Origin of the sequence: Constantimarinum furrinae, assembly GCF_014295415.1 — a bacterium.
GTDB lineage: Bacteria > Bacteroidota > Bacteroidia > Flavobacteriales > Flavobacteriaceae > Constantimarinum > Constantimarinum furrinae.
Map to the genome: position 1 here is coordinate 1501771 of NZ_CP052909.1, position 23582 is coordinate 1525352.

Annotated in this window: 22 protein-coding genes; 20 read left to right on the top strand and 2 right to left on the bottom strand. The window is 42.6% G+C overall.

Annotated elements, in window-relative coordinates; genetic code table 11:
- Window positions 1-68: 68 nt before the first annotated feature.
- Window positions 69-2795, top strand: coding sequence for a TonB-dependent receptor (locus ALE3EI_RS06835; protein WP_186987546.1), 2727 nt, complete (start codon window positions 69-71; stop codon window positions 2793-2795).
- Window positions 2796-2883: 88 nt separating this feature from the next.
- On the top strand, window positions 2884-3507 hold the full coding sequence (locus ALE3EI_RS06840; protein WP_186987547.1) for a DUF4230 domain-containing protein: 624 nt from the start codon (window positions 2884-2886) through the stop codon (window positions 3505-3507).
- 48 nt (window positions 3508-3555) lie between these two features.
- Here ALE3EI_RS06840 and ALE3EI_RS06845 read toward each other — a convergent pair whose 3' ends face one another.
- Both ALE3EI_RS06845 and ALE3EI_RS06850 read right to left on the bottom strand, forming a co-directional pair.
- Window positions 3556-3867 carry a rhodanese-like domain-containing protein gene (locus ALE3EI_RS06845; RefSeq protein WP_186987548.1) on the bottom strand — a complete coding sequence of 104 codons (312 nt, stop codon included), beginning with the start codon at window positions 3865-3867 and terminating at the stop codon, window positions 3556-3558.
- 25 nt (window positions 3868-3892) lie between these two features.
- Window positions 3893-5647, bottom strand: a complete 1755-nt coding sequence (locus ALE3EI_RS06850; protein WP_186987549.1) for an aromatic amino acid hydroxylase — start codon at window positions 5645-5647, stop codon at window positions 3893-3895.
- 369 nt (window positions 5648-6016) lie between these two features.
- On the opposite strand from ALE3EI_RS06850, the gene ALE3EI_RS06855 reads away from it, so the two are divergent.
- The 18 genes from ALE3EI_RS06855 (at window position 6017) to ALE3EI_RS06940 (ending at window position 23484) form a co-directional block, all read left to right on the top strand.
- Window positions 6017-6586 carry a TetR/AcrR family transcriptional regulator gene (locus ALE3EI_RS06855; RefSeq protein WP_186987550.1) on the top strand — a complete coding sequence of 190 codons (570 nt, stop codon included), beginning with the start codon at window positions 6017-6019 and terminating at the stop codon, window positions 6584-6586.
- 56 nt (window positions 6587-6642) lie between these two features.
- Complete coding sequence (paaE, locus tag ALE3EI_RS06860) at window positions 6643-7713, top strand: 1,2-phenylacetyl-CoA epoxidase subunit PaaE (RefSeq protein ID WP_186987551.1); 1071 nt, start codon at window positions 6643-6645, stop codon at window positions 7711-7713.
- A gap of 41 nt (window positions 7714-7754) precedes the next feature.
- Window positions 7755-8711, top strand: coding sequence for a 1,2-phenylacetyl-CoA epoxidase subunit PaaA (gene paaA, locus ALE3EI_RS06865; RefSeq protein ID WP_186987552.1), 957 nt, complete (start codon window positions 7755-7757; stop codon window positions 8709-8711).
- Between the two features lie 67 nt (window positions 8712-8778).
- Complete coding sequence (paaB, locus tag ALE3EI_RS06870; RefSeq protein WP_186987553.1) at window positions 8779-9063, top strand: 1,2-phenylacetyl-CoA epoxidase subunit PaaB; 285 nt, start codon at window positions 8779-8781, stop codon at window positions 9061-9063.
- Between the two features lies 1 nt (window position 9064).
- Window positions 9065-9820 carry a 1,2-phenylacetyl-CoA epoxidase subunit PaaC gene (gene paaC, locus ALE3EI_RS06875; RefSeq protein WP_186987554.1) on the top strand — a complete coding sequence of 252 codons (756 nt, stop codon included), beginning with the start codon at window positions 9065-9067 and terminating at the stop codon, window positions 9818-9820.
- Between the two features lie 4 nt (window positions 9821-9824).
- Window positions 9825-10325, top strand: a complete 501-nt coding sequence (gene paaD / locus ALE3EI_RS06880; RefSeq protein WP_186987555.1) for a 1,2-phenylacetyl-CoA epoxidase subunit PaaD — start codon at window positions 9825-9827, stop codon at window positions 10323-10325.
- Window positions 10322-10687, top strand: a complete 366-nt coding sequence (locus tag ALE3EI_RS06885; RefSeq protein ID WP_233279933.1) for a VOC family protein — start codon at window positions 10322-10324, stop codon at window positions 10685-10687. The genes paaD and ALE3EI_RS06885 overlap by 4 nt, the downstream gene beginning before the upstream one ends.
- Before the next feature lie 9 nt (window positions 10688-10696).
- Window positions 10697-11476: an enoyl-CoA hydratase-related protein gene (locus ALE3EI_RS06890; RefSeq protein ID WP_186987556.1), complete on the top strand. Its 780-nt coding sequence runs from the start codon at window positions 10697-10699 to the stop codon at window positions 11474-11476.
- Complete coding sequence (locus ALE3EI_RS06895) at window positions 11477-12640, top strand: 3-hydroxyacyl-CoA dehydrogenase NAD-binding domain-containing protein (protein ID WP_186987557.1); 1164 nt, start codon at window positions 11477-11479, stop codon at window positions 12638-12640.
- Window positions 12641-13051: a PaaI family thioesterase gene (locus ALE3EI_RS06900; protein WP_186987558.1), complete on the top strand. Its 411-nt coding sequence runs from the start codon at window positions 12641-12643 to the stop codon at window positions 13049-13051.
- 1 nt (window position 13052) lies between these two features.
- Window positions 13053-14258, top strand: a complete 1206-nt coding sequence (gene pcaF / locus ALE3EI_RS06905) for a 3-oxoadipyl-CoA thiolase (RefSeq protein ID WP_186987559.1) — start codon at window positions 13053-13055, stop codon at window positions 14256-14258.
- A 72-nt stretch (window positions 14259-14330) separates the two neighbouring features.
- Window positions 14331-14933, top strand: a complete 603-nt coding sequence (locus ALE3EI_RS06910; protein WP_186987560.1) for a short chain dehydrogenase — start codon at window positions 14331-14333, stop codon at window positions 14931-14933.
- 2 nt (window positions 14934-14935) lie between these two features.
- Complete coding sequence (gene paaZ / locus ALE3EI_RS06915; RefSeq protein WP_186987561.1) at window positions 14936-17446, top strand: phenylacetic acid degradation bifunctional protein PaaZ; 2511 nt, start codon at window positions 14936-14938, stop codon at window positions 17444-17446.
- Between the two features lie 11 nt (window positions 17447-17457).
- Window positions 17458-18210 (top strand): enoyl-CoA hydratase/isomerase family protein, encoded by a 753-nt coding sequence (locus ALE3EI_RS06920; RefSeq protein ID WP_186987562.1) that lies wholly within the window; start codon window positions 17458-17460, stop codon window positions 18208-18210.
- Window positions 18210-18809 carry an acyltransferase gene (locus ALE3EI_RS06925; RefSeq protein WP_186987563.1) on the top strand — a complete coding sequence of 200 codons (600 nt, stop codon included), beginning with the start codon at window positions 18210-18212 and terminating at the stop codon, window positions 18807-18809. The genes ALE3EI_RS06920 and ALE3EI_RS06925 overlap by 1 nt, the downstream gene beginning before the upstream one ends.
- A 163-nt stretch (window positions 18810-18972) precedes the next feature.
- Window positions 18973-20286: a dihydrolipoamide acetyltransferase family protein gene (locus ALE3EI_RS06930; protein WP_186987564.1), complete on the top strand. Its 1314-nt coding sequence runs from the start codon at window positions 18973-18975 to the stop codon at window positions 20284-20286.
- Between the two features lie 55 nt (window positions 20287-20341).
- The gene (locus ALE3EI_RS06935; RefSeq protein WP_186987565.1) at window positions 20342-21403 is read left to right on the top strand and encodes a branched-chain amino acid aminotransferase; all 1062 of its coding nucleotides are present in this window, start codon (window positions 20342-20344) and stop codon (window positions 21401-21403) included.
- Window positions 21404-21408: 5 nt separating this feature from the next.
- Complete coding sequence (locus tag ALE3EI_RS06940; protein WP_186987566.1) at window positions 21409-23484, top strand: alpha-ketoacid dehydrogenase subunit alpha/beta; 2076 nt, start codon at window positions 21409-21411, stop codon at window positions 23482-23484.
- The last annotated feature ends 98 nt before the right edge of the window (window positions 23485-23582 follow it).

Genomic DNA, 23582 nt, shown 5'->3' on the forward strand with positions numbered 1-23582 from the left:
ATGTAAAATGACCTTTTGTCAAAAGTCTTATAGAGTAGCACACCTTCCAGAATAGCAACTTAGTGATTATGAAAAAACTACTATGGGCAGTAATACTGCTTTTTACCGTTTCCGTTTCGGGACAAAACATTAAAGTACGCGGAATAATAAAAGACAGTATTGGGGATCCATTGGAACTTGCAAATGTTATTGCAACCGTTCAGGAAAGTGGTGCGATCGAATCCTATGCCATTACCAATTATGAAGGTAGATACCAATTAGACCTTCCTACGGGAAGCATCTACGTGCTAAAAGCCAGCTTTTTGGGATATGAAACTCAGGAGAAAACTGTAGAAGTGCCGGAAGGTTCTGTTGATATTCAGCTCGATTTTGTACTTACTTCCCAGGCTTCAGAACTGGATGGTGTAGAGATCATCTACGAAATGCCGGTTACCGTTAGAGGAGATACGATCACCTACAATGCCGATTCCTTTACAACCGGCGACGAACGAAAACTAGGCGATGTAATGAAAAAACTGCCCGGTGTCGAAGTAAATGACGACGGCGAGATCGAGGTTGAAGGGAAGGCGGTTACCAAAGTTATGGTAGAAGGAAAGGATTTCTTCGACGGAGACTCAAAATTGGCAACCAAGAATATTCCAGCCGATGCTGTGGACAAGGTTGAGGTACTTCGCAATTACAACGAAGTGGATCAAATGCGGGGTTTAGGTAACGATCAAGATAATGTGGCGATCAATATTAAACTAAAGGAAGGTAAAAAGAATTTCTGGTTTGGAGAGGTCACTGCAGGAGGAGGAACTATTGGGGAAGATGAAGCCGGATATCTGGCGCATCCAAAATTGTTTTATTACAACCCGAAATACAGCCTCAATTTTATTACCGATTTTAATAATATTGGAGAAGTACCTTTTACCTGGAGGGATTATTTCAACTTTACCGGAGGATTTCGAAATTTTAATCGGGGAGGTGGAACCAATTTCAATATTCAGGAGAGTGATCTAGGTTTTGCGGTAGCGCAAAATAACCGTGCCAATGAAATTGAAACAAAATTTCTGGCCGGGAATTTTAGCTGGGCTGCGACTTCGAAACTTGATTTAAGCGGTTTTGCGATCCTGTCCGATAATAAAACCAACATCGTGAACAACTCCATACGTCAATATATTGCTTCAGGAACTACCGAACGAACCAATTCGGTAAACGATCAACGGAGTCAGTTAGCCATGATCAAACTGAGCAGTGTGTATAAGCCCAATAGCAACTTTCAGATGGATTACGATGTGTTGGTAAAGACTTCAAAGCAAACCGAAGATGATCTCACGGTATCTCAATTTGATGCATTAATTAATAACATTTCCGAAGAAAAGGAAAACAAACCCTTCTCGATCAATCAGAATATAAATCTGTATTACACCCTCGATGATGATCATATTTTTGCAGGGCAGGTGCAACATTTATGGCAGGACGAGGACCCATTTTATAATGCGATTACCGACTTGTTGCCGTTTGGCGGAATACTTCCGGTAGATTCTACACAAAACCGGTATAACATCAATCAGCAGAAAAATGTAATGACCAATAAGATCGATGCGAAGGTTGATTACTATTATGTCTTAAACAATACCAGTAATCTGAATTTTACCTTGGGAACGACTTACAGCAATCAGAAATTCAATTCTAACATTTTTCAACTCCTAGGGGGAGATGGTCGAATCGATTTCAATGAAACCCCGGAGATCGATGGTGAAAACCTTCCACTAATTAATGATGTAGTGTACGATTTTACCGATGCGTTTCTAGGATTGCATTACAAAGTGAAGACCGGAAAATTCATTTTTACCCCGGGAGTTACTCTTCATAACTACAATTTAAAGAATGAGCAACTGGGATTGTCCACCAAACAAAACGACTGGATGGTCTTGCCGGACCTCAATGTGATCCTGGAATTGAAGAAAAGTGAAAACCTTAGGTTCAACTACTCAGTTTCTTCGAGTTACAGCGATGTGAACAGTTATGCCGAAGCCTTTGTTTTTAATAATTACAATAGTCTGTATCGCGGTAATCGCTTTCTTGAGAATTCCTTGTCACATAATTATAATCTAACATACTTTAGTTTTAATATGTTTAATTATACCAATGTAGGCGGTTCTTTAAACTATTCAAGGACGTTAGAAGGTATTAAGAGTAATTCCCAGATCGTGGGAATCAACAGAGTGGGGAGTCCGTTCAATATCGATAGTAATTTTCCGGATGAGACTTTTTCGGCCAATGCGCGTTTCAGTAAACGAATAAAGAAGATCCAATTTAGTTTAAGCGGTAATCTTAGCTACAGCAAGTCGAACAATTTTGTGAACAACGCCGTTAGGGAGAGTAATAGTCTTACACAAAGTTATCGGGGGAGTGTTCGCAGTAGTTTTAAAGACTGGCCAAATTTTGAAGTGGGTTACAGGCTTACTGTGAACGATTACGACAATGGCGGACTCGAATCCACTTTTTACACCCAACGCCCGTTTGCCAACGTGGACATCAACTTTTTAAAGGATTTCACCCTTAGCGCCGAGTGGGATTATTACAATTACTCCAACGACACCAATACAGTAGATAATACCTATTCTTTCGTAAACGCAAATCTGTATTACCAAAAAGGCGATAGTCCATGGGAATTCAGAATTCAGGCGAACAATTTGCTGGATACGGAGTTCATTAACAACGATAGCTTTAACGATCAGTTTAATACCACGACTCAGTATTTTGTCTTACCCAGAATCCTGATGTTTATCGTTAAATACGACATTTAAAATTCAACCCGGATACTTTTTGAAGCCGCATTGTTCTTATTGCATAGTTAAATGAAAAATTCACTAACTTTCAGTAAATTTTTCAGGTATGCGGAATATTATCTTCGGAATTGTTATAGCGGTGGTGATCGTCTTCGGATTGCGGTATTGTGAACACGAAAAAGACAGACGTGAGCAACTGCATGCTAATACTGCTCTTATTCAGAAGCAACTTACGAATGTTGGCAAGCTCATCGTCACTGAAGGTACCTATGCACAAGTTTTCACCTACGAAGACTGGAAGAAATTCTATATCGATGTACTTTCAGCAAGGAAGAAAGCGCTGGTGGTAGTAAATGCCGAAGCGAGTATCTCTTATGATCTAAGTAAAATTGAAACCACCGTCGATGAGGAGTCACGCACTGTCACCATTAACTACATCCCCGAACCCGAACTGAAGATCAATCCTAATATTCAGTATTACGATGTGCAGCAGGATTATTTCAATCAATTTTCAGCTTCAGATTACAACAAGATCAAGGATAAGGTAGAAGCTTCCTTAAAAGAAAAAATTGAGGCCTCAGCGCTGGTGAGTAATGCCCAAAACCGGCTGATCTCAGAACTTCAGAAGATCTATATATTAACCAATTCTATGGGGTGGACCTTGCAGTACAATGAGCAGGTGATTCAGCAGGAAGAAGATCTACAAAACATCAAACCGATACTTTATTGAGCAACGAATAGTTGTTTATTACTTTGTAAAAAACACAAGAAAGAACTTCTAGCGGTTTATTGTCTTACTCAAACTCTGCCAGCCTCCGCCATTCATTGCCTCAATTCCATTATTATTCAGGATGCGTGCCGCATTTCCACTTCGTACGCCGCTCGCACAACACAGGATAACCGGTTTATTCCAGTCTTTAATTTCAGAGATCCTGGATTCGATTTCAGGTAAGGGGATAAGTTTCGATTCGGGGATAGCCCCTTTTTCATATTCTGCTTTACTCCTTACATCAACAATAACGGCATCCCTTTTCATAAAATCCTCGATCTTTTTCGATCGGTCTCCAAACAATACACTCAATATTCCCATAACTTTTTTTAAATCGGTTAAACTTTTATATCCCGTCGGCAACTTCTTTCTCTATTAAAAGTAATCCGTCGTCTATTAAGTGCGCAACTTTCGGTCGTCTGGATTTTAAATCGATAAGATAGTTCAGTATCCTATCGCTTTCGGTCAACTCAAAGATCTCTAAGGGCAATAACCAGTCGTTGGGATGGGATCGTTTTATCTGATCAAAAATTTCTGAAAGCCGGGTGGTGGTGCTTTTGAAATTCTTAGATTCTCTAATCGTTCTCACCTCTTTATAGAATTCGTTAAGTTGTTTTTCTTCTTCTGAAAGCGCTACACGAATGGTTTCACTAGAGCTCACATGATTCACGAGATCGAAGGACAAATAATCGGCTGCACCGGCAAAAGCTGAAACGATTTCTTTCCCTACGGCCATGTCAAAATCGCCCATTTCCGGTGAAAAAAGCACTTCATTTTTATAGGTTACGGTACATTCGGTAAATTGAATAAGCATTAATTCTCCGCCTAAATTCCGCATCCCTGTCACGTTTAGCCCTTCCACGGTAATTCCGCTTTCAAATTCGAATGCAATGGGTTTTCCATCGTAAAAATTATAGGCCTGTAGATCCCTGGGGCCCATATTCTCAATGGCAAGATTGATGCCCTTCAGTTTTCCCAACGGTGACCTGAACCCATTTTTGTGGCGGCTCACTCCATGACCAATCACTTCTTTTTCTCGATAGGATAAGGCGGTTTCCCCTTCAGTTTCAAAATAGACAACCTCATTATCCTCATTTTGGATCATTCGCGTAAAAAGGCCGCTAATCTGAAGTCCTGTGCTCAATTCTATGGTTCCCAACTGCCGTGATTCGATAAGTTTATTGAGTCCGCGCCAGCCTCCTTTTCGCACCGCCATAGTATTGGCAAATTCTTCCAGAACTTCCTGCAAGTAGGCAAAATCGGGTGTCACATAAAGCTGAGGTTGTGGCTTGGTAATATCAAATTCCTGATAGGCCGCGGAAATGCTGTAAGGGATCTTCTTTACTTCAGGTTTCATGCACCAGGTACTTTCGCCAATGGATGACAATAATCCGGCACCATAGATTTTTGGTTTATCTACGGTTCCCACGAGTCCGTATTCCACTGTCCACCAATGCAGGTTTCGTATCAATGAAATTTCAGAAGGATCTGTCTTTTTTTGTTGCAGATCGGTGACCCTTTTTTCTGCCTTTTCTATTTTTTCTTTGGCAATGCCATCCGCTTCCTTTAGTATAGACAACTCCCTCACGGCCTCGTACATTTCCATGTCGTGCGCACTCGAAATGGCTTTTGCGCCAATTTCACCAAACCGACGCAGGTACTCGGCATAATCGGGACTGGCAATAATTGGGGCATGTCCGGCACCTTCGTGAATAATATCCGGAGCAGGGGTGTATTCGATATTTTCTAACTGACGGATATCACTGGCGATCACCAAAACCTTATACGCCTGAAATTCCATAAAGGCATTGGGCGGTATAAATCCGTCTACGGCCACGGCTGCCCAGCCTATCTCCTTCAGGATCCGGTTCATCCCATACATCGAAGGGATTTCGTTGATTGAGATGCCCGTTTTCCGAAGACCGTCAAGGTAACTTTCATGCGCCACCTTGCTTAGGTAATCTACGTTTTTTCGCATTACATAGCGCCATACGGCCTGATTTACAGGAGTGTACTGCTCGTAGTTCTGCGGTTTTATATACTGCTTTAAATGGGGAGGTAACCGCTCCAGCAATTCGTTGGTTTCAATAGTGTTCTGCATCGTTTTCAAAAGTACTAAGTATTCTCCAATTCAAAGGATAAGTAGTTCTTTTTTGGGCGTTCCCCACCTTCGCTTCCCTATGGTAGCTTCAGATGGGGTAGGCTTGTCAACGGGCAAAGCCAAGTTTTAACAACTCGCATCCGCATATGGCTATTGCGAGAGTTCCAACGAAGCCTCAGAATGCTCGACTTAGCCGTGCTCCTTCATAGTTACGCTAATTCTACGAGACCTGGCCACGGCAGGTTTCTATCGCAATCCTTTAGTGGAAATCCTATTAAGCAGAAGGGTCTTGGGAGGGATGTTAAACCTAAAAACAACCAACAATTTGGTGCTAGGGGCAGGTTAGTAAATTTAGTATCTTGCATCTCCATGAAAACCCTTACCCGGAAAGAAGAAATTATAGAGGTCGCATCACAACTTTTTAAGGAGAAAGGTTATAATGCGGTTTCTATGCGTGATATTGCTTTGGCTATGGGCATAAAGGCTGCAAGTCTTTACAATCATATCTCTGGCAAGCAGGAGTTACTATCTACGCTTATTTTAAGGGTTGCCAGAGAATTTACGCTTGGGATGAATTCGGTGATGCAATCTTCAGAATCCCCGTTAAAAAAAATTGAACGGATCATAGAGTTGCATATCGACATTACGGTAAACTATTCCGAAGGACTTGCAGCACTTAACAATGACTGGATGCACCTGGAAAATGAAGATCTTGAATCTTTTGTAAGAATGCGGGAAGATTATGAAGAGAATTTCAGGCAGATCATCAAACAAGGAATCGAACTAGGAGAAATTAAATCTTATCATCCCGAGGTGATCTTGTTTTCTATTCTTTCAACCTTAAGAACATTGTACCTATGGTATCAAAAGAGAGGAAAACTGGATGTAAACCTTCTCAAGAGGGAGATGGTGGCGGTTTTAATACAGGGAATTATTTAACTTGCAATTCTAACTAACAAACGTTAGTTTTGTATTCAAATTACGACAAAAAGACTGTGGCAAAGTTTCATAAAATAAAAGTAAAGGACATTTATAAGGAAACCGACGATTGTTCGGTGATCACTTTCGATGTTCCTGAAGAATTGGCTGAAGAATTCAATTTTAGTCAGGGGCAACACCTCACCCTCAAGGCCGATATCGACGGTGAAGATACTCGTAGATCCTATAGTCTGTGCTCCAGTCCTGCCGACAAGGAATGGAAAGTGGCTGTAAAACAGATCTACGGAGGCAAATTTTCAAGTTTTGTGAATTCGAAACTGGCAACCGGTGACACTCTGGAGATCATGGCGCCAAGCGGCGCATTTGGTGTAGAGATTTCGACGGAACCAAAAACCTATGTGGCTTTTGTTGCCGGAAGCGGAATTACACCGGTTATGTCTATGATCAAGACCCATTTGGCACTGGAACCCAATGCTAAATTTAAGTTATTCTACTTGAATCGAACCGTCAAATCCATTATCTTTAAGGAGGAGATCGAGCAGCTTCGGAATAAGTACTTCGGAAGGTTGGAAATATTTTATTTCCTCACCAAGGAGCACAGAGATATAGAACTGCTAAACGGCAGATTTACCTCAGAAAAACTAGACGAAATTTTCAGCAAACTTTTAGACGTCTCTGAAGTCAATGAAGCCTTCCTGTGCGGACCCGAAGAGATGATCTTTTTAATACGCGATGAATTGGTAAAAGCCGGAATGCCAAAAGAAAACGTGCATTACGAATTATTCGTTACCGGTCTTTCCGAAGAAGACAAGGCGAGAGCCGAACGGCTGTCACAGCGCAATGTAGAAGGTGTTGAGGTTACTATAGTAGATGGTGGAAAGGAATTTCATTTTACGATGACCAGTGATTTCGACAACATACTTGATGCAGCATTGGGAGCCGGTGCCGACCTGCCCTTTGCCTGTAAAGGGGGAGTGTGCAGTACCTGCAAGTGTAAAGTTCTTGAAGGTAGTGTGGAAATGAAAATAAATTACGCATTGGAAGAAGACGAGGTGGCTCAGGACTTTGTACTAAGTTGCCAATCGGTTCCTACTTCTGAAAGCGTAACCGTAGATTTTGATGTATAACAGTTGCAGGCTTGATGCTTTCAGCTTTAAACTATAGAATTATGAGCGAAAAGGAATTAAAAAATCTTGAAGAGATCTTTGAAGCCCGCATTGCGAGGGATGAAAAGATAGAGCCTAAGGATTGGATGCCCGAAAAATACAGGCAGACACATATTCGTCAGATCTCTCAACATGCGCATTCCGAGATAGTCGGCATGCTTCCTGAAGGGAACTGGATCACGAGAGCTCCTTCTTTAAGGCGAAAAGCCGCCTTACTGGCTAAAGTACAGGATGAGGCAGGACACGGACTCTATTTGTATTCTGCCTGTGAAACTCTGGGGATCTCCAGGGATGAACTCTATGAGCAACTCCATTCCGGAAAAGCGAAATATTCCTCAATATTTAATTATCCTTCCGTTACCTGGGCAGATATGGGAGCCATAGGTTGGTTGGTAGATGGTGCTGCTATTATCAATCAGGTGCCATTGTGCAACACCTCCTTCGGGCCGTATGCTCGTGCTATGGTGCGCGTATGTAAGGAAGAGAGTTTTCACCAAAGACAAGGATTTGAGATCATGTTAACGCTGTGCAACGGAACACCCGAACAAAAAGACATGGCGCAGGATGCCCTTAACCGCTGGTGGTGGCCAAGTCTTATGATGTTGGGACCCACCGATGATGCGTCGGTACACACCGAACAATCCTTAAAATGGAAGTTAAAGCGTAAGACCAATGATGAGTTACGACAGCAGTTTATAGATCAAACCGTACCTCAGGCGGATCTGTTGGGGCTTACCATTCCGGATCCCGATCTTAAATTCAATGAAGAAACGGGTCATTACGATTTTGGAGAAATAGACTGGGACGAGTTTTGGCAAGTAGTAAAAGGACATGGACCCTGCAATAAGGAACGAATGAAAGCCCGTGTGGATGCCTGGGAGAATGGCACCTGGGTTAGAGATGCCGCCATGGCCTATGCCGAAAAGCAAGCAAAGAAAAAAGTAGCGAAAGCGAGTTAGGGAGTAAAGGACATTGAGAAATCAATAATTTATAACTCCTAACACCTAATTACAAACGACTTATATTATGAAAAACAATTGGCCTTTATGGGAAGTCTTCGTTCGAAGTAAAAACGGACTCGAACACCGGCATTTTGGAAGTCTGCATGCTACCGATGCCGAAATGGCCCTTGAAAATGCACGAGACGTATATACCCGTCGAAATGAAGGTGTGAGCATCTGGGTGGTGGAAAGTAAACATATTACGGCTTCCAACCCCGATGATAATGGTGAACTTTTTGAACCGGCTCAGGATAAAGTATACCGCCATCCTACCTTTTACGACCTTCCCGATGAAGTAAAGCACATGTAGTATGAATAAGGAAAACCTATATAATTATATTCTCGGAATAGCCGATAACTCGCTCATCCTCGCTCAACGCCTGGGTGAATTATGCGGTCATGGTCCCAATCTGGAAACCGATATCGCGCTAACGAATATTTCACTGGATCTCTTGGGGCAGACCAGAAGCTACTATCAGTACGCAGCTTCGGTTTCAGGGGATTCAAAGACAGAGGATGATATTGCTTTTTTAAGGCTTGAAAGAGATTATAAAAATGTGCTGCTTCTGGAGCAACCTAATACCCACTTCGGTTATGTGATCGGAAGACAATTCCTCTTTGATGTCTATCATCTTCTGTTTATGCAGGAGCTTCAGAAAAGTAAGGACGAAACACTGGTGGCCATAGCGAATAAAGGAATAAAAGAAGTGAGTTATCACCAGCGCTTTTCTTCAGACTGGATCAAGCGATTGGGTGATGGAACTAAAGAAAGTCATGATAAAATTCAGGAAGCGATCGACGCTTTATGGCGTTTTACCGACGAACTCTTCGACCTTACCGAAAATGATAATACCATGGTTGAGGCCGGAATCGCAGTCGATGTTTCTAAGCTAAAAGAGAAATATTATAAAAGTGTAGCAGAAGTGTTAACCGAAGCCACGCTTACCATTCCGGAAAGTAAATTCTTCACACGGGGAGGAAAAACAGGAACCCATACCGAACATATGGGGTATTTGTTGGCCGATCTTCAGTATATGCAACGTACCTATCCCGATATGAAATGGTAAAAGTATGGTAGCTGTTCAACCCAATATCGATGATGCCTTGATACCCGTTCTAAAAACGGTCTCAGATCCAGAGATCCCGGTGTTAACCGTGCTGGATCTTGGAGTTATCAGGGAAGCCGTTGAAATAGATGGTGTGGTACATATTAAATTAACACCAACCTATTCGGGATGCCCGGCAATGGATGTTATTGGTGATGATTTGAGAAAGGCCTTCTCTGAAGTTGGTAAAACAGCAAAAGTGAGTCTTGTCTTGGCTCCGGCTTGGACGACCGATTGGATAAGTGAAGAAGGAAAGCGAAAAATGGAAGCATACGGAATCGCTGCTCCGCTGTCTGAAACGGCCGATAAAGAAGTTTTATTAGGCAATGCAAGACTTGTAAAATGTACAAACTGCGGCAGTACCAATACCCATATGGTGAGTCAGTTTGGTTCCACAGCCTGTAAAGCATTGTTTAAGTGTGATGATTGTGAGGAACCGTTCGACTATTTTAAATGTTTAAAATGATGCTGGGATTACGAACTACTATATACAAAGTTGCCGATCTAAAGGAGGCCAAATCCTGGTATAGCAAAGCCTTTGAGGTAACGCCTTATTTTGATGAACCATTTTATGTAGGCTTTAATATTGGTGGGTTCGAACTGGGATTGCTCCCGGAAGAACAACCTCAAACTGAAAAAAGCGATAATGTACTGTCGTATTGGGGTGTAAAGCATATACAAAAACAATATCAAAGAATTTTAGATCTTGGTGCTACAGCGCACGAGGCTCCAACAAATGTGGGTGGAGAACTTATGGTAGCATCGGTACGAGATCCGTGGGGAAATGTGATCGGTTTGATCTACAACCCGTATTTTAAAATACAATAATCACAAATTATGAGATCGATAACCTTAGATATAAATGATAAAATTGCCCGGATCACCTTGAACAGGCCCGATGTGTTCAATAGTTTTAACAGGGAAATGGCGCTTTTGCTTCAGAATGAATTGGATGCTTGCGAAACCAATCCTAACGTTCGCGCCATAGTGATCACAGGAAACGGTAAGGCTTTTTGTGCGGGTCAGGACCTGAAAGAAGTTACAACTCCCGAACTCAACCCCGGATTCAAAAAAATACTGGAAGAGCATTATAATCCCATTATTACCAGAATTAGAAAGATAGAAAAGCCCATCATTGCCGCAGTTAACGGGGTAGCAGCAGGGGCAGGAGCAAATATTGCACTGGCATGTGATGTGGTTGTTGCTTCCGAACATGCTAGTTTTATTCAGGCATTCAGTAAAATTGGATTGATCCCGGATAGTGCGGGGACCTTCTTTTTACCCAGACTTATCGGTTTTCAGAAAGCATCTGCCTTGATGATGTTAGGTGATAAAGTGCCAGCAATGGAAGCAGAGCGATTGGGAATGGTATACGGGGTATTTTCTTCAGAAACCTTTGATGAAGAAGTGAATAATCTGGCGCGAGTACTGGCGAATATGCCTACAAAGGCCTTGGGGATGACCAAACGATTATTAAATGAGTCAATGGCGAATACCTTAGATTCACAACTGAATCTTGAGTCAAAATTACAAATTGAAGCCGCACAGAGTGACGATTATGCAGAAGGCGTTGCGGCCTTTGTTGAAAAAAGAAAACCGGTTTTTAAAGGAAAGTAAATGATCGAAAATATTGGAATAATAGGAGCGGGAACCATGGGCAGCGGAATAGCACAGGTAGCGGCAACCGCCGGCTGTAAGGTAAGACTGTTCGATACCAGCAAAAGTGCTTTGGAGAACGCAGAACGGTCTTTGGAAAAGATCCTTGATCGTCTAATTGAAAAGGGAAGGATTACTTCGGAAGAAAAATCACGGATACAGCAAAGTATAGATTATACAGAGTCCTTGTCGGGATTTTCAGATTCAGAACTTGTTATAGAGGCCATCGTTGAAAATATTGATATAAAGCGAAAGGTCTTTCAAGAATTGGAAGGGATCGTTTCAGCAGATTGCATCATTGCATCCAACACTTCTTCTTTATCGATTGCATCCATTGCGGCAGTTCTTGAGAATGCGGAGCGATGTATCGGTATTCATTTTTTCAATCCTGCTCCACTTATGAAACTCGTCGAGGTAATACCGGCAATCCAAACTTCAGAAGACGTATTGGAGCGATCGGTGGAAACCATCAAAGCATGGGGAAAAACAGTAGCAGTAGCCAAAGACACTCCGGGATTCATTGTAAACCGTGTTGCAAGACCTTTTTATGGGGAGGCACTGAGAATCTACGAGGAAGGTATTGCTGATTTCGCGACCATCGATCACGCGATGAAAACGATTGGAGGGTTTAGAATGGGGCCGTTTGAGTTGATGGACTTTATAGGGAACGATGTGAACTATACCGTCACCGAAACCGTATTCGAAGCTTTTTACTACGACCCCAGATATAAGCCGGCCTTTACCCAGAAACGATTTTCGGAAGCCGGGTATTTAGGCAGAAAAACAGGAAAGGGATATTATAATTATGCCGAAGGCGCTGTTAAACCTGAACCGAAATCGGATGAGGTTCTGGCAAAAAGAATTTTTGATAGAGTATTGGTGATGCTTATCAACGAAGCAGCCGATGCATTATTCTGGAACATCGCCTCGGCAGAGGATATCGATAATGCCATGACCAAGGGTGTTAATTACCCCAAAGGATTATTGGCTTGGGCAGACGAAAAAGGTCTTAACTGGTGCGTTTCTGAATTAGATAAACTGTATGATATGTATCATGAAGACCGGTATCGATGTTCTCCTTTATTGCGAAAAATGAAACAAAATGGTTCAAAATTTTTTGTATAAATGTTAAAAGGAGAAGAAATACCTTATAAGATGTTATCTCAAGACGCTTTTAGCACATGGCTGGGTATTGAGATCCTTGAATGTGAGATTGGAAGATGTAAAGTGGGAATGACCATTAGACAGGAAATGCTGAACAGCATGAATAAAGCACACGGTGGAATAAGTTACAGTTTGGCAGATACGGCATTTGGGTTTGCAGCGAATACTCATGGCAAATATGCTGTTTCTATAGAGACGAGTATTAATCATATTGAAGCACTTGAAGAGGGTGATTATATTACTGCGGAAGCAATATTAGATCATCAAAAAACAAAGCTTGGATTCAACATCATTGAAGTAAAACGAGGCGAAGAATTAGTTGCCTTATTCAAAGGAGTTGTCTACCGAACAACAAAAGATTGGACAAAATAATATGGAAGCATACATAATAGATGGCATACGAACCCCGATCGGGAATTATAAAGGAAGTTTAAGCACTATAAGAACCGATGATCTTGGGGCTTTAGTGATCTCTGAAATTGTAAAACGCAATCCGAAAATCCCTAAAGATGCGTTTGATGACGTGATCATGGGTTGCGCCAATCAGGCAGGCGAAGATAACCGTAACGTTGCACGTATGTCGCTGCTGCTGGCAGGCCTGCCTTTCACCGTACCCGGTGAAACAGTCAACAGACTGTGCAGCAGCGGACTCTCGGCTATTATTCATGCCAATAGAGCAATAAAAACCGGAGATGGCGACTTGTTTATTTCCGGAGGTGTTGAAAATATGACCAGAGGACCCTATGTCATCGCAAAGCCGTCCAGTGCCTTTGGAACCGATGCTAAGATGTATGATTCCAGTTTTGGATGGCGTTTCGTAAATCAGAAGATGCACGAGATGTACGGAACCGACGGGATGGGAAATACTGCCGAAAATCTGGTCGAAAAACACAATATCACCCGGGAAGATCAGGATGCATTCGCGTATTCGAGTCAGATGAAAGCTTCAAAAGCGCAGAAGAGCGGAAGGCTTGCCAAGGAGATCGTAGCTGTTGAAATTCCACAGCGAAAAAAAGATCCGATCCTTTTTAAGGATGACGAGTTCATAAAACCGGGAACAACCAAGGAAATTCTTGCAAAACTTCGGCCGGCCTTCAAAAAAGATGGAAGTGTTACCGCCGGAAATGCATCAGGTCTCAATGACGGAGCGGCGGCTACCATCATTGCTTCCCAAGATGCCGTAAATAAATATAATCTAAAACCACTCGCGCGAATTGTAAGTTCTGCCGTTGTTGGAGTGGAACCTCGAATTATGGGTATCGGTCCGGTAGAGGCGAGTAATAAAGCCTTAGAAAAAGCAGGGCTTACTATGAAGGATATGGATGTAATAGAATTGAATGAAGCCTTTGCTTCACAGGCGCTGGCCTGCATTCGTGAATGGGGTCTGGACGATAATGATCCAAGAATAAACCCAAATGGCGGGTCGATAGCCATTGGACATCCATTAGGTGTTACCGGAGCCAGACTTGCATATTCGGCTGCGTTAGAGTTAAAGGAAACCGGAAAGCGTTATGCGTTAATTACCATGTGTGTGGGTGTAGGACAAGGATATGCAACCATTATAGAAAATGTAACATAACAGATCATACAGGTCAAAATGGATGAAATATGTTTCAAGTTGAACACATAATTTCTTAAATACATAATTTAAATGAAAATTTTAATAATAGGCGGAAGTGGTACTATAGGTAAAAAGGTGGTGGAACGTTTTTCTGAGACGGATGAAGTAATCGTAGCCGGAAGAAATTCAGGTGATGTGACCGTCGATATCTCATCTTCAGAATCTATAAAGAAAATGTTCGAAAAGTCCGGGACATTAGACGCCGTTGTAAATATTGCAGGAGATGCAAAATGGGACAAATTCGATAACCTATCGGAAGAGGATTATTACATCGGTATAAAAAGTAAGATGATGGGGCAGGTAAATTTAGTGAGACTGGGAAGAAAACATTTAAACCCCGGAGGTTCCATTACACTAACGACAGGAATTTTAGCAGACGAGCCGGTCGATATGACTACCAGTGCTGCTATGGTAAATGGCGCTGTACAGAGTTTTGTAAAGGCAGTGGCTCTCGAACTTGATAACGGACATCGGGTTAATGTGGTATCTGCAGATCTTGTGGAAGATGCCTATGAAAAATACAAGGATTATTTCCCCGGAAATACTCCCGTTGCAATGAATAAAGTGGTTGACGGATATGTAAAATCGGTTAAGGGAAAAATAAATGGTGAAATACTTCGAATAAGAGCATAATTATGACTAAAACACAACATTACGTAACCGGAAAGTGGGTCGATGGATTAGGAGAAGGTTCTCCAGTTCTCGATTCTGTAACTGGTGAGCATTTTACAAGTGTAACGACAGAAGGTTTGGATGTGCCGGCCATTCTTCAATACGGAAGGGATAAAGGAGCGACACTTCGGAAGATGACATTTCAGGAACGGGGAAATATGCTGAAGAAATTGGCTCTTTATCTAACCAAAAGAAAGGATGCCTTTTACGAATTAAGCTATAGAACAGGAGCGACTAAGATCGATTCCTGGATCGATATTGAAGGTGGCTTCGGAAATCTTTTTGCCAATGCTTCTCTTCGGAAATTATTTCCCAATCAGTCGTATCACGTAGAAGGCGACCCTATAGATCTTTCGCGTGGTGGGCGGTTTATGGCGCATCACATTATGGTGCCCCGAGAAGGTGTTGCAGTTCATATTAACGCTTTTAATTTTCCGGTCTGGGGAATGTTGGAAAAGTGTGCCGTAAATTGGATGGCGGGAATGCCTGCGGTGGTACTTCCGGCACCACAGACTGCCTACTTAACTGAAGCCGTTGTAAAGGAAATTGTTGCTTCAGGCATACTTCCCGAAGGTGCCATTCAGCTTATTAGCGGTACCGCAAAAAATATACTCGATACTGTGCAATCTCAGGACGTGGTGACCTTCACAGGTTCGGCAAGTACAGGGAGAACACTTAAAAATCATCCGCAACTAATAGAAGAATCTGTACCCTTCACTATGGAAGCCGATTCCTTAAATGCCTCTATTTTAGGTGAGGACGCGGTTTCGGGTACTCCGGAGTTTGATTTGTTTATCAAAGAAGTGCGCAATGAGATGACTGTAAAATGCGGACAAAAATGTACAGCCATAAGACGCATCATTGTTCCTGAAAAACTAGTGGAAGACGTTCAGATCGCTTTGGGTAAAGCCTTGGATAAAGTGACCATCGGCGATCCGCGTTTAAAGGAAGTTCGAATGGGATCCTTGGTTAATGACGCACAACGCAATTCGGTAAAGGAACAAATAGGGAAGATTACCAAAACCGCGCAAATCGTCTACGGAACTCTCGATGAGGTAGAAACACTGGGTGCCGATTCTAAAAAGGGAGCCTTCTTTAAACCGGTATTGCTGCGTGAAGACAAGCCCTTACAGAACGAAGCGGCACATATCACTGAAGCGTTTGGACCTGTAAGTACTTTGATGCCGTACAAGGATCTCAATGAAGCCATTACACTATCAAAAATGGGTAAAGGATCTCTGGTGAGTTCCATTGTCACGAACGACAACAAAATTGCGAAAGAATATACAGTTGCTGCGGCAACACATCACGGAAGAATCCTCGTTCTTAACCGGGAAAGTGCCAAGCAAAGCACGGGTCATGGCTCGCCTTTACCTAATCTCATCCATGGTGGTCCGGGACGGGCAGGAGGTGGAGAAGAAATGGGTGGCATGCGGGGTATAAAACATTATTTACAGCGTTGTGCCATACAGGGCTCTCCAACAACACTAACCGAAATCACCGGAATCTATCAGCCAAAAGCAGACTATAAGGATGCACAAAACCATCCGTTTTCCTATCACTGGGAAGATATCGAACCGGGCATGTCACTTATGACCCATAAGCGGACGATTACCGATGGGGATATTGTAAATTTTGCCAACCTAACCTGGGATCACTTTTACGCACATACCGATATTACCTCTTTGGAAGGAAGTATTTTCGAAAAAAGAACCGCTCATGGCTACTTCATACTGGCGGCAGCTGCCGGCTTATTTGTATACCCAAATAAGGGACCTGTTGCCGCAAACTACGGATTGGAAGAATGCAGATTTCTTCGGCCGATCTATCATAACGATACAGTCTATGTGCGACTTACCTGCAAACAGAAGATAGATCGCGATTCGCGAGGAAAAGAGCATCCATCGGGTATAGTAAAATGGTATGTTGAAGTTTTTGATGCTGAGCCGGCAGACGATCAGGAAGATCTGGTCGCTATTGCTACCATCCTTACCATGGTTCAGAAAAAGCAAACAGTATTTACTGAAATGACTTCAGAAAAGATTGAAGAACTACTCGGTAAATTAAAAGAAGACACCAAGCCGCTATGGGGAACTATGACGCCGCAGCAAATGGTTGAACATCTGGAATACACTTATAGAATAAAGGCAGGACAAATTCAGGATTTTGAAATTTCTACCCCTGAAAAATATATTGATAAAGTACAGGAAACCTTATACAATTATGAGCCGATGCCCAGAAACTACGACTTTCCCCTGGCTAAACAGGCTAAAATGGATATGCTAACCCATCCCGATCTGGAAACGGCTAAGAAGAAATTGCTGGAGGCACGGAATGAATATCTTCAGTATTATAAGGAAAATCCTGAAGCAACCACCAAAAATGCTGTTTTCGGAATCATCGGGAAGTACGATTCTTACCTGCTTGAACGTAAACATTTAAATCATCATTTTTCGCAATTCGGATTAATTTAAAACTTAAAATTTTGACTAAACCCTACGTAAAACAACATATAGAGAACGAAGTTTCAACTATCGAATTCTTTCATCCGGCACATAACAGCCTTCCGGGAGATATACTTGCGCAACTCGTGGATGAGATCAACAAGGCCGGTGCGGATATCAACGTAAAAGTGATCATTCTGAAAAGCGGAGGGGAACGTACATTTTGTGCTGGGGCGAGTTTTAAAGAACTTATCAATATTAATGACGCTGAAACGGGCCGTGTATTCTTCAGTGGATTTGCCAATGTGATCAATGCCATGCGTAAATGTCCTAAGTTCATTATTGGCCGAATCCAGGGGAAAACCGTTGGTGGAGGCGTAGGTGTGGCTTCGGCAACAGATTATTGTATGGCTACCAAATTTGCGGCTATTAAGTTAAGTGAACTTAATGTGGGAATCGGACCATTTGTCGTGGGGCCAGCAGTGGAACGTAAACTGGGTCTTAGCGGAATGTCTCAGATCGCTATTGATGCAAATACGTTTTACGATGCCGAATGGGCTCGCCAAAAAGGCTTGTATGCTCAGGTATTCGATACGACTGAAGCCATGGATGAAGCAGTTCAGGCATTCGCCGAAAACTTGTGCAGCTATAATCCCGAAGCGATGAAGGAGATGAAGCGGGTGATGTGGCAGGGTACTGAAAATTGGGATACCCTTTTGGCAGAAAGAGCAGCGATTAGTGGAAGATTGGTGCTAAGCGATTTCACAAAAGAGACTTTAAAACGATTTAAATAATGATCTACAGCTTTAACGGACATATTCCTGTGGTACACGAAAGCAGTTTTGTGCACCCCCTTGCAGCCGTGACCGGAAACGTGATCATTGGTAAGCATTGTTATATAGGTCCGGGAGCTGCGATACGCGGTGATTGGGGGGAGATCATTCTAAAGGACGGCGTAAATGTTCAGGAGAATTGTACGGTGCATATGTTTCCGGGAAAATCCATTGTACTCGAAGAAGGCGCGCACGTAGGTCATGGAGCTGTCATTCACGGAGCTAATCTTGGTGAAAACTGTCTTATAGGAATGAACAGTGTTATTATGGATGATGCCTATATTGGTGCTGAATGTATCGTAGGTGCAATGAGCTTTATAAAAGCGGAGACGATTTTTGAAAAGCGGCAATTGATCGTTGGGAATCCGGCAAAAGCTATAAAGGAAGTTTCAGATGAAATGATAGCGTGGAAAACGGCAGGAACCAGGTTGTATCAACAACTGCCTTCAGATTGTCATAAAAGTTTAAAGGAAGTTGCTCCACTTCGCGAGATTCCTGAGAACAGACCAAAACAAGAGGATTTTTATAAAACCCTTCAGGAAATAAAAAGAAAAGAATAGCATGTCTGAAATTGATTTTAAAATGCCAAAGATGGGTGATTACTTCCTGCGTAAGCAGGAATCTGAGAATATAGAAGAATGAGTTGTTGGTATGTTTACATTATGACAACTAAACAATTGAATTTAGACAGGAACGATATCGAAAGTAATAATAGAAATCAAAATGAGCAATAAGGAGAGATTCCTGTCTACACAGGAATTTAAAATGCCAAAGATGGGTGAGAGCATCACCGAAGGAACCATCATCAACTGGTTGGTAGATGAGGGTCAGTCTTTTGAAGAAGGAGATATACTGCTGGAAGTGGCCACAGACAAGGTCGATAATGAAGTACCTGCGCCCGCTTCGGGAAGGCTCATATCACAAAAATACGGACCTAAGGAGGTCGTTCCGGTGGGCGAAGTGATCGCTGTTCTGGAATTACAAGACGGAGTAGCTCCAAAAAAGGCAGCGAAAAAGTCTTCAGAAGTAAACAAGAAGGATCCGAAAATATCGCAACTAACACCAAATAGTAAGCAGAAAAGTACCGCCAAACAAACAGCATTTAAGGTTAATGAAAATGTCTTTGTTAGTCCGTTAATAGACAGCATTGCTCGACAGCACCATATTAGTTACGAAGAACTGGCAAGAATTCCGGGTACCGGAAAGGATGGCAGATTGCGCAAAACAGACCTGATGAATTATATCTCGGAAGGCAGACCATATAAGTTCGCGCAAGCTGTTGTTACTCCTTCGGGATTTCAGGTTCCGGATCTCAAATTTGATAAGGGTACGGGAAAGATCATTGAGATGGATCGAATGCGCCAAATGATCTCAGATCATATGGTTTTTAGTGCAACCACTGCTCCGCATGTCACGGCTTATGTGGAGGCAGATCTTACTGAAATGGTTCAATGGCGAAATGAAAATAAGGTCACCTTTCAAAATAAATACAACCAAAAACTCACCTTTACACCGCTGTTTATTGAAGCGGTGGCCAAGGCTATTAAAGATTTTCCGATGATAAACTCATCCCTTGACGGTACAAATATTATTGTAAAGGACGAGATCAACATAGGGATGGCGACGGCCTTACCTTCCGGAAATCTAATAGTGCCTGTAGTTAAGAATGCCGATACGTTAAACTTGAAATCTCTGGCTGAAGCTACAAACGATCTAGTAGGGAAGGCACGAGACAACAAGCTTAAAGGGGATGAAACCAAGGGCAGTACCTTTACCATAAGCAATGTGGGTACCTTCGGCAGTGTTATGGGTACTCCAATTATCAATCAGCCGGAAGCCGCCATCCTGGCTACCGGAATCATCAAGAAGCGTGCTGAAGTCATGGAGCGAGCCGAGGGTGATAGTATCGAGATCCGACATATGATGTACTTGTCCCTTTCTTTTGATCACCGCATTGTGGATGGATTTCTGGCCGGGTCTTTTTTAAGACGAATTGCCGATTATCTTGAGAATTTCGACACCAAACGAAAAATATGAACATGATACGATTCGTTCTCAAAACGACTTAAGTGAAACAGAAAATAATACGTTTATGACAATTTCAGAACCCATAAAGATCACAAAGACTAATCTTTCCAAACGAGATTCGGTAGATTTTGATAACATCCCTTTAGGTCGGGTATTTACAGACCATATGTTCATTTGCGATTTTAATAACGGACAATGGAATAATCCCAGAGTGGAACCTCTTGGCATGATCCCCACGCATCCTGCGGCTATGGCGCTTCATTACGGTCAAGCGATATTTGAAGGAATGAAAGCTACTACAGATAAAGATGGAACGCCTCTCTTATTCAGACCGGCGAAAAATGCACAACGGTTGAATTTTAGTGCTCAGCGCATGGGAATGCCCGAATTTCCTGAAGATTTATTTGTTGAAGGATTAAAGGAACTTGTAAAGATCGAAAGCCATTGGATTCCGAAAAAAGATGGAAGCGCATTGTATCTGAGACCTTTCATGTATGCCGATGAACCCTTTATAGGCATGCGGGCAGCAACGAGTTTCAAGTTTATTATTATCGCCTCGCCTGCCGGACCGTTTTTCAGCAAGCGTATTAGACTGTATGCGGAAAAAAAATATATCAGAGCTGCTGAAGGAGGAACCGGTGAAGCGAAAGCTGCAGGAAATTATGCCGCTGCTATCAGACCCACCGAGATAGCTAAGGCCAAAGGATACGATCAGGTTCTATGGCTGGACGCGCATGAGCATAAGTACATTCAGGAGGTGGGGACCATGAACATTTTCTTTAAAATTGATGGGAAATTTGTTACCCCAAAGCGTGATGGTGCGATCCTCGATGGGGTTACCCGTGACAGTGTGATCACCTTATTAAAGCATATGAACTATTCCGTGGAAGAACGCCCCGTTACATTAAGTGAAATCCGGAATGCCTCTCAGGACGGAACCCTGGAAGAAGCCTTCGGAACAGGAACTGCTGTGGGGATCGCTTACATACAGGAAATAGGGACTTCAGAAGAAACTATTCACGTGAGTGATGAAAGTCCTGTTGGTCTTGAGATCAACAATAGGTTAAATGCTATAAAGTCAGGAAAATCCGAAGATCACTTTAACTGGATGCTAAAAGTAGAATAAACTTCATGAAAACCCGATTACCAAAGAACATATTAAAAACAGCCTTTACCACTGTCTGTACGGCCAAGGCAATGACCGAACTCTATGAAGAGAATTTTAAGTTAGTCTCTAAATATGTGCATGCCACATCACGTGGTCACGAAGTGATTCAAACTGCTTTGGGTCTTCAATTGCTGCCTCAGGATTACGCTTTTCCTTATTACAGAGATGATTCTATGCTTTTGGCCATTGGAATGAAGCCTTACGAGCTCATGTTACAGGTACTGGCGAAGCGGGACGATCCTTTTTCCGGTGGAAGAACCTACTATTCGCACCCTAGTTTAAAAGATGATGATAAACCTAAAATTCCGCATCAGAGCAGTGCCACAGGAATGCAGACGATTCCGGCAACAGGAGTGGCTTTAGGGTTTTGGTATAAGGAAGCCGAAGGAATTGAGCCTAAGAATAATGAGAATGATACCGAATTAAAGCCTATAGTGGTATGCTCCTTGGGGGATGCTTCCGTGACTGAAGGCGAGATTGCAGAAGCTTTCCAAATGGCAGCTCTAAAGCAATTGCCTATTTTATATTTGGTTCAGGATAATGGTTGGGATATTAGCGCCAATGAAGCCGAAACCCGGGCGCAAAATGCGGCGGAATACGCAGCCGGATTTCACGGCCTGGAAGCTGTTTCCATAGACGGGACTAATTTTGAAGAGAGTTATACTACCCTTCAGAATGTTATTGAAAAAATTAGGACTGAAAGACGTCCGTTTCTGGTACACGCGAAAGTTCCGTTGTTAAATCACCATACTTCGGGGGTTCGAATGGAATTTTATCGCGATGATCTTGAGGAGGCTCGAAGCCGAGACCCTTACCCTAAACTTCGTTCTCTCCTGTTGAACAATGATTTTTCAGAGAAAGGAATTGAGGATATCGAAAAACAGGCTAAAGAAACAGTGCAGAAGGATTTTGAGAAAGCGTTGAAAGCCGAAGAGCCCAAACCCGAAGACCTGTTTACCCATGACTTTGCACCCACACCGGTTACCGAAGAGAAAGGAGAGCGTTCGCCTCAGGGCGCCGAAAAAGTAGTAATGGTAGACTGTGCCTTATTTGCGATCGAAGAGTTGATGGCAAAGCACAAGGAATGTCTGCTATACGGTCAGGATGTAGGCGGAAGACTGGGCGGAGTTTTTAGGGAAGCTGCCACACTGGCTCAGAAATTTGGAGACAACCGGGTGTTTAACACGCCTATACAAGAAGCATTTATAGTTGGCTCGACGGTGGGAATGAGCGCTGTGGGCTTAAAACCTATTGTTGAGGTTCAGTTTGCCGATTATATTTGGCCTGGTCTCAATCAATTGTTTACCGAAGTGAGTCGGAGTTGTTATCTGTCTAATGGAAAATGGCCGGTTTCTATGATCCTGAGAGTTCCTATTGGAGCCTATGGGAGTGGGGGCCCATACCACTCCTCATCGGTGGAAAGTGTAGTGACTAACATACGCGGACTTAAGATCGCGTACCCCTCAAATGGCGCCGACCTAAAAGGACTGCTTAAGGCCGCCTATTACGACCCTAATCCGGTAGTTATCTTTGAACATAAAGGGTTATACTGGAGTAAAGTGAAAGGCACAAAAGGTGCTACCTCCGTAGAGCCTTCAGAGGACTATATATTACCCTTTGGTAAGGCCTGGGTGCTTCAGGAGATCTGGAAACAGGAGGAAGAAGAAACGTTGTCCATAATTACCTATGGAATGGGTGTGCACTGGGCAATGAATGCTTCTCAGGAATTAGGACTTCAAAAACAAATAGAAATCGTAGATCTAAGAACCTTGCATCCCCTTGACTACGAAACGGTTTTTGCTTCGGTGAAGAAGTGCGGAAAATGTCTGGTGGTCACCGAAGAGCCTTCAGAAAACAGTTTTTCAAGAGCGCTGCAGGGCAGGATACAGGAAGAGTGCTTTCAGCAATTGGATGCACCTGTGATGATCATCGGTTCTGAAAATATGCCTGCAATCCCTTTAAATTCAGTACTGGAAGAAACCATGATCCCTTCCGTAGAAAAAGTGAAAGCAAAGATTGAGCAGCTGTTGAACTATTAGATTTACGTATTTTAACTCTTTAATTCATTGAAATAAAGGCTGTTCAAATAGGAACGGCCTTTTTGTTGAATTAAAAAACAGGAAAAACCCTCTTTTTT

Bases quoted from the DNA above. Each gene is read 5' to 3' on its own strand.
- ALE3EI_RS06895 (WP_186987557.1), top strand. From the start codon at position 11,477: ATGATCGAAAATATTGGAATAATAGGAGCGGGAACCATGGGCAGCGGA.
- ALE3EI_RS06900 (WP_186987558.1), top strand. From the start codon at position 12,641: ATGTTAAAAGGAGAAGAAATACCTTATAAGATGTTATCTCAAGACGCT.
- paaZ (WP_186987561.1), top strand. From the start codon at position 14,936: ATGACTAAAACACAACATTACGTAACCGGAAAGTGGGTCGATGGATTA.
- paaC (WP_186987554.1), top strand. From the start codon at position 9,065: ATGAATAAGGAAAACCTATATAATTATATTCTCGGAATAGCCGATAAC.
- ALE3EI_RS06845 (WP_186987548.1), bottom strand. From the start codon at position 3,867: ATGGGAATATTGAGTGTATTGTTTGGAGACCGATCGAAAAAGATCGAG.
- ALE3EI_RS06925 (WP_186987563.1), top strand. From the start codon at position 18,210: ATGATCTACAGCTTTAACGGACATATTCCTGTGGTACACGAAAGCAGT.
- ALE3EI_RS06855 (WP_186987550.1), top strand. From the start codon at position 6,017: ATGAAAACCCTTACCCGGAAAGAAGAAATTATAGAGGTCGCATCACAA.
- ALE3EI_RS06850 (WP_186987549.1), bottom strand. From the start codon at position 5,647: ATGCAGAACACTATTGAAACCAACGAATTGCTGGAGCGGTTACCTCCC.
- paaD (WP_186987555.1), top strand. From the start codon at position 9,825: ATGGTAGCTGTTCAACCCAATATCGATGATGCCTTGATACCCGTTCTA.
- ALE3EI_RS06940 (WP_186987566.1), top strand. From the start codon at position 21,409: ATGAAAACCCGATTACCAAAGAACATATTAAAAACAGCCTTTACCACT.
- pcaF (WP_186987559.1), top strand. From the start codon at position 13,053: ATGGAAGCATACATAATAGATGGCATACGAACCCCGATCGGGAATTAT.
- paaA (WP_186987552.1), top strand. From the start codon at position 7,755: ATGAGCGAAAAGGAATTAAAAAATCTTGAAGAGATCTTTGAAGCCCGC.
- ALE3EI_RS06885 (WP_233279933.1), top strand. From the start codon at position 10,322: ATGATGCTGGGATTACGAACTACTATATACAAAGTTGCCGATCTAAAG.
- ALE3EI_RS06935 (WP_186987565.1), top strand. From the start codon at position 20,342: ATGACAATTTCAGAACCCATAAAGATCACAAAGACTAATCTTTCCAAA.
- ALE3EI_RS06840 (WP_186987547.1), top strand. From the start codon at position 2,884: ATGCGGAATATTATCTTCGGAATTGTTATAGCGGTGGTGATCGTCTTC.
- ALE3EI_RS06910 (WP_186987560.1), top strand. From the start codon at position 14,331: ATGAAAATTTTAATAATAGGCGGAAGTGGTACTATAGGTAAAAAGGTG.
- ALE3EI_RS06890 (WP_186987556.1), top strand. From the start codon at position 10,697: ATGAGATCGATAACCTTAGATATAAATGATAAAATTGCCCGGATCACC.
- ALE3EI_RS06835 (WP_186987546.1), top strand. From the start codon at position 69: ATGAAAAAACTACTATGGGCAGTAATACTGCTTTTTACCGTTTCCGTT.
- paaB (WP_186987553.1), top strand. From the start codon at position 8,779: ATGAAAAACAATTGGCCTTTATGGGAAGTCTTCGTTCGAAGTAAAAAC.
- ALE3EI_RS06930 (WP_186987564.1), top strand. From the start codon at position 18,973: ATGAGCAATAAGGAGAGATTCCTGTCTACACAGGAATTTAAAATGCCA.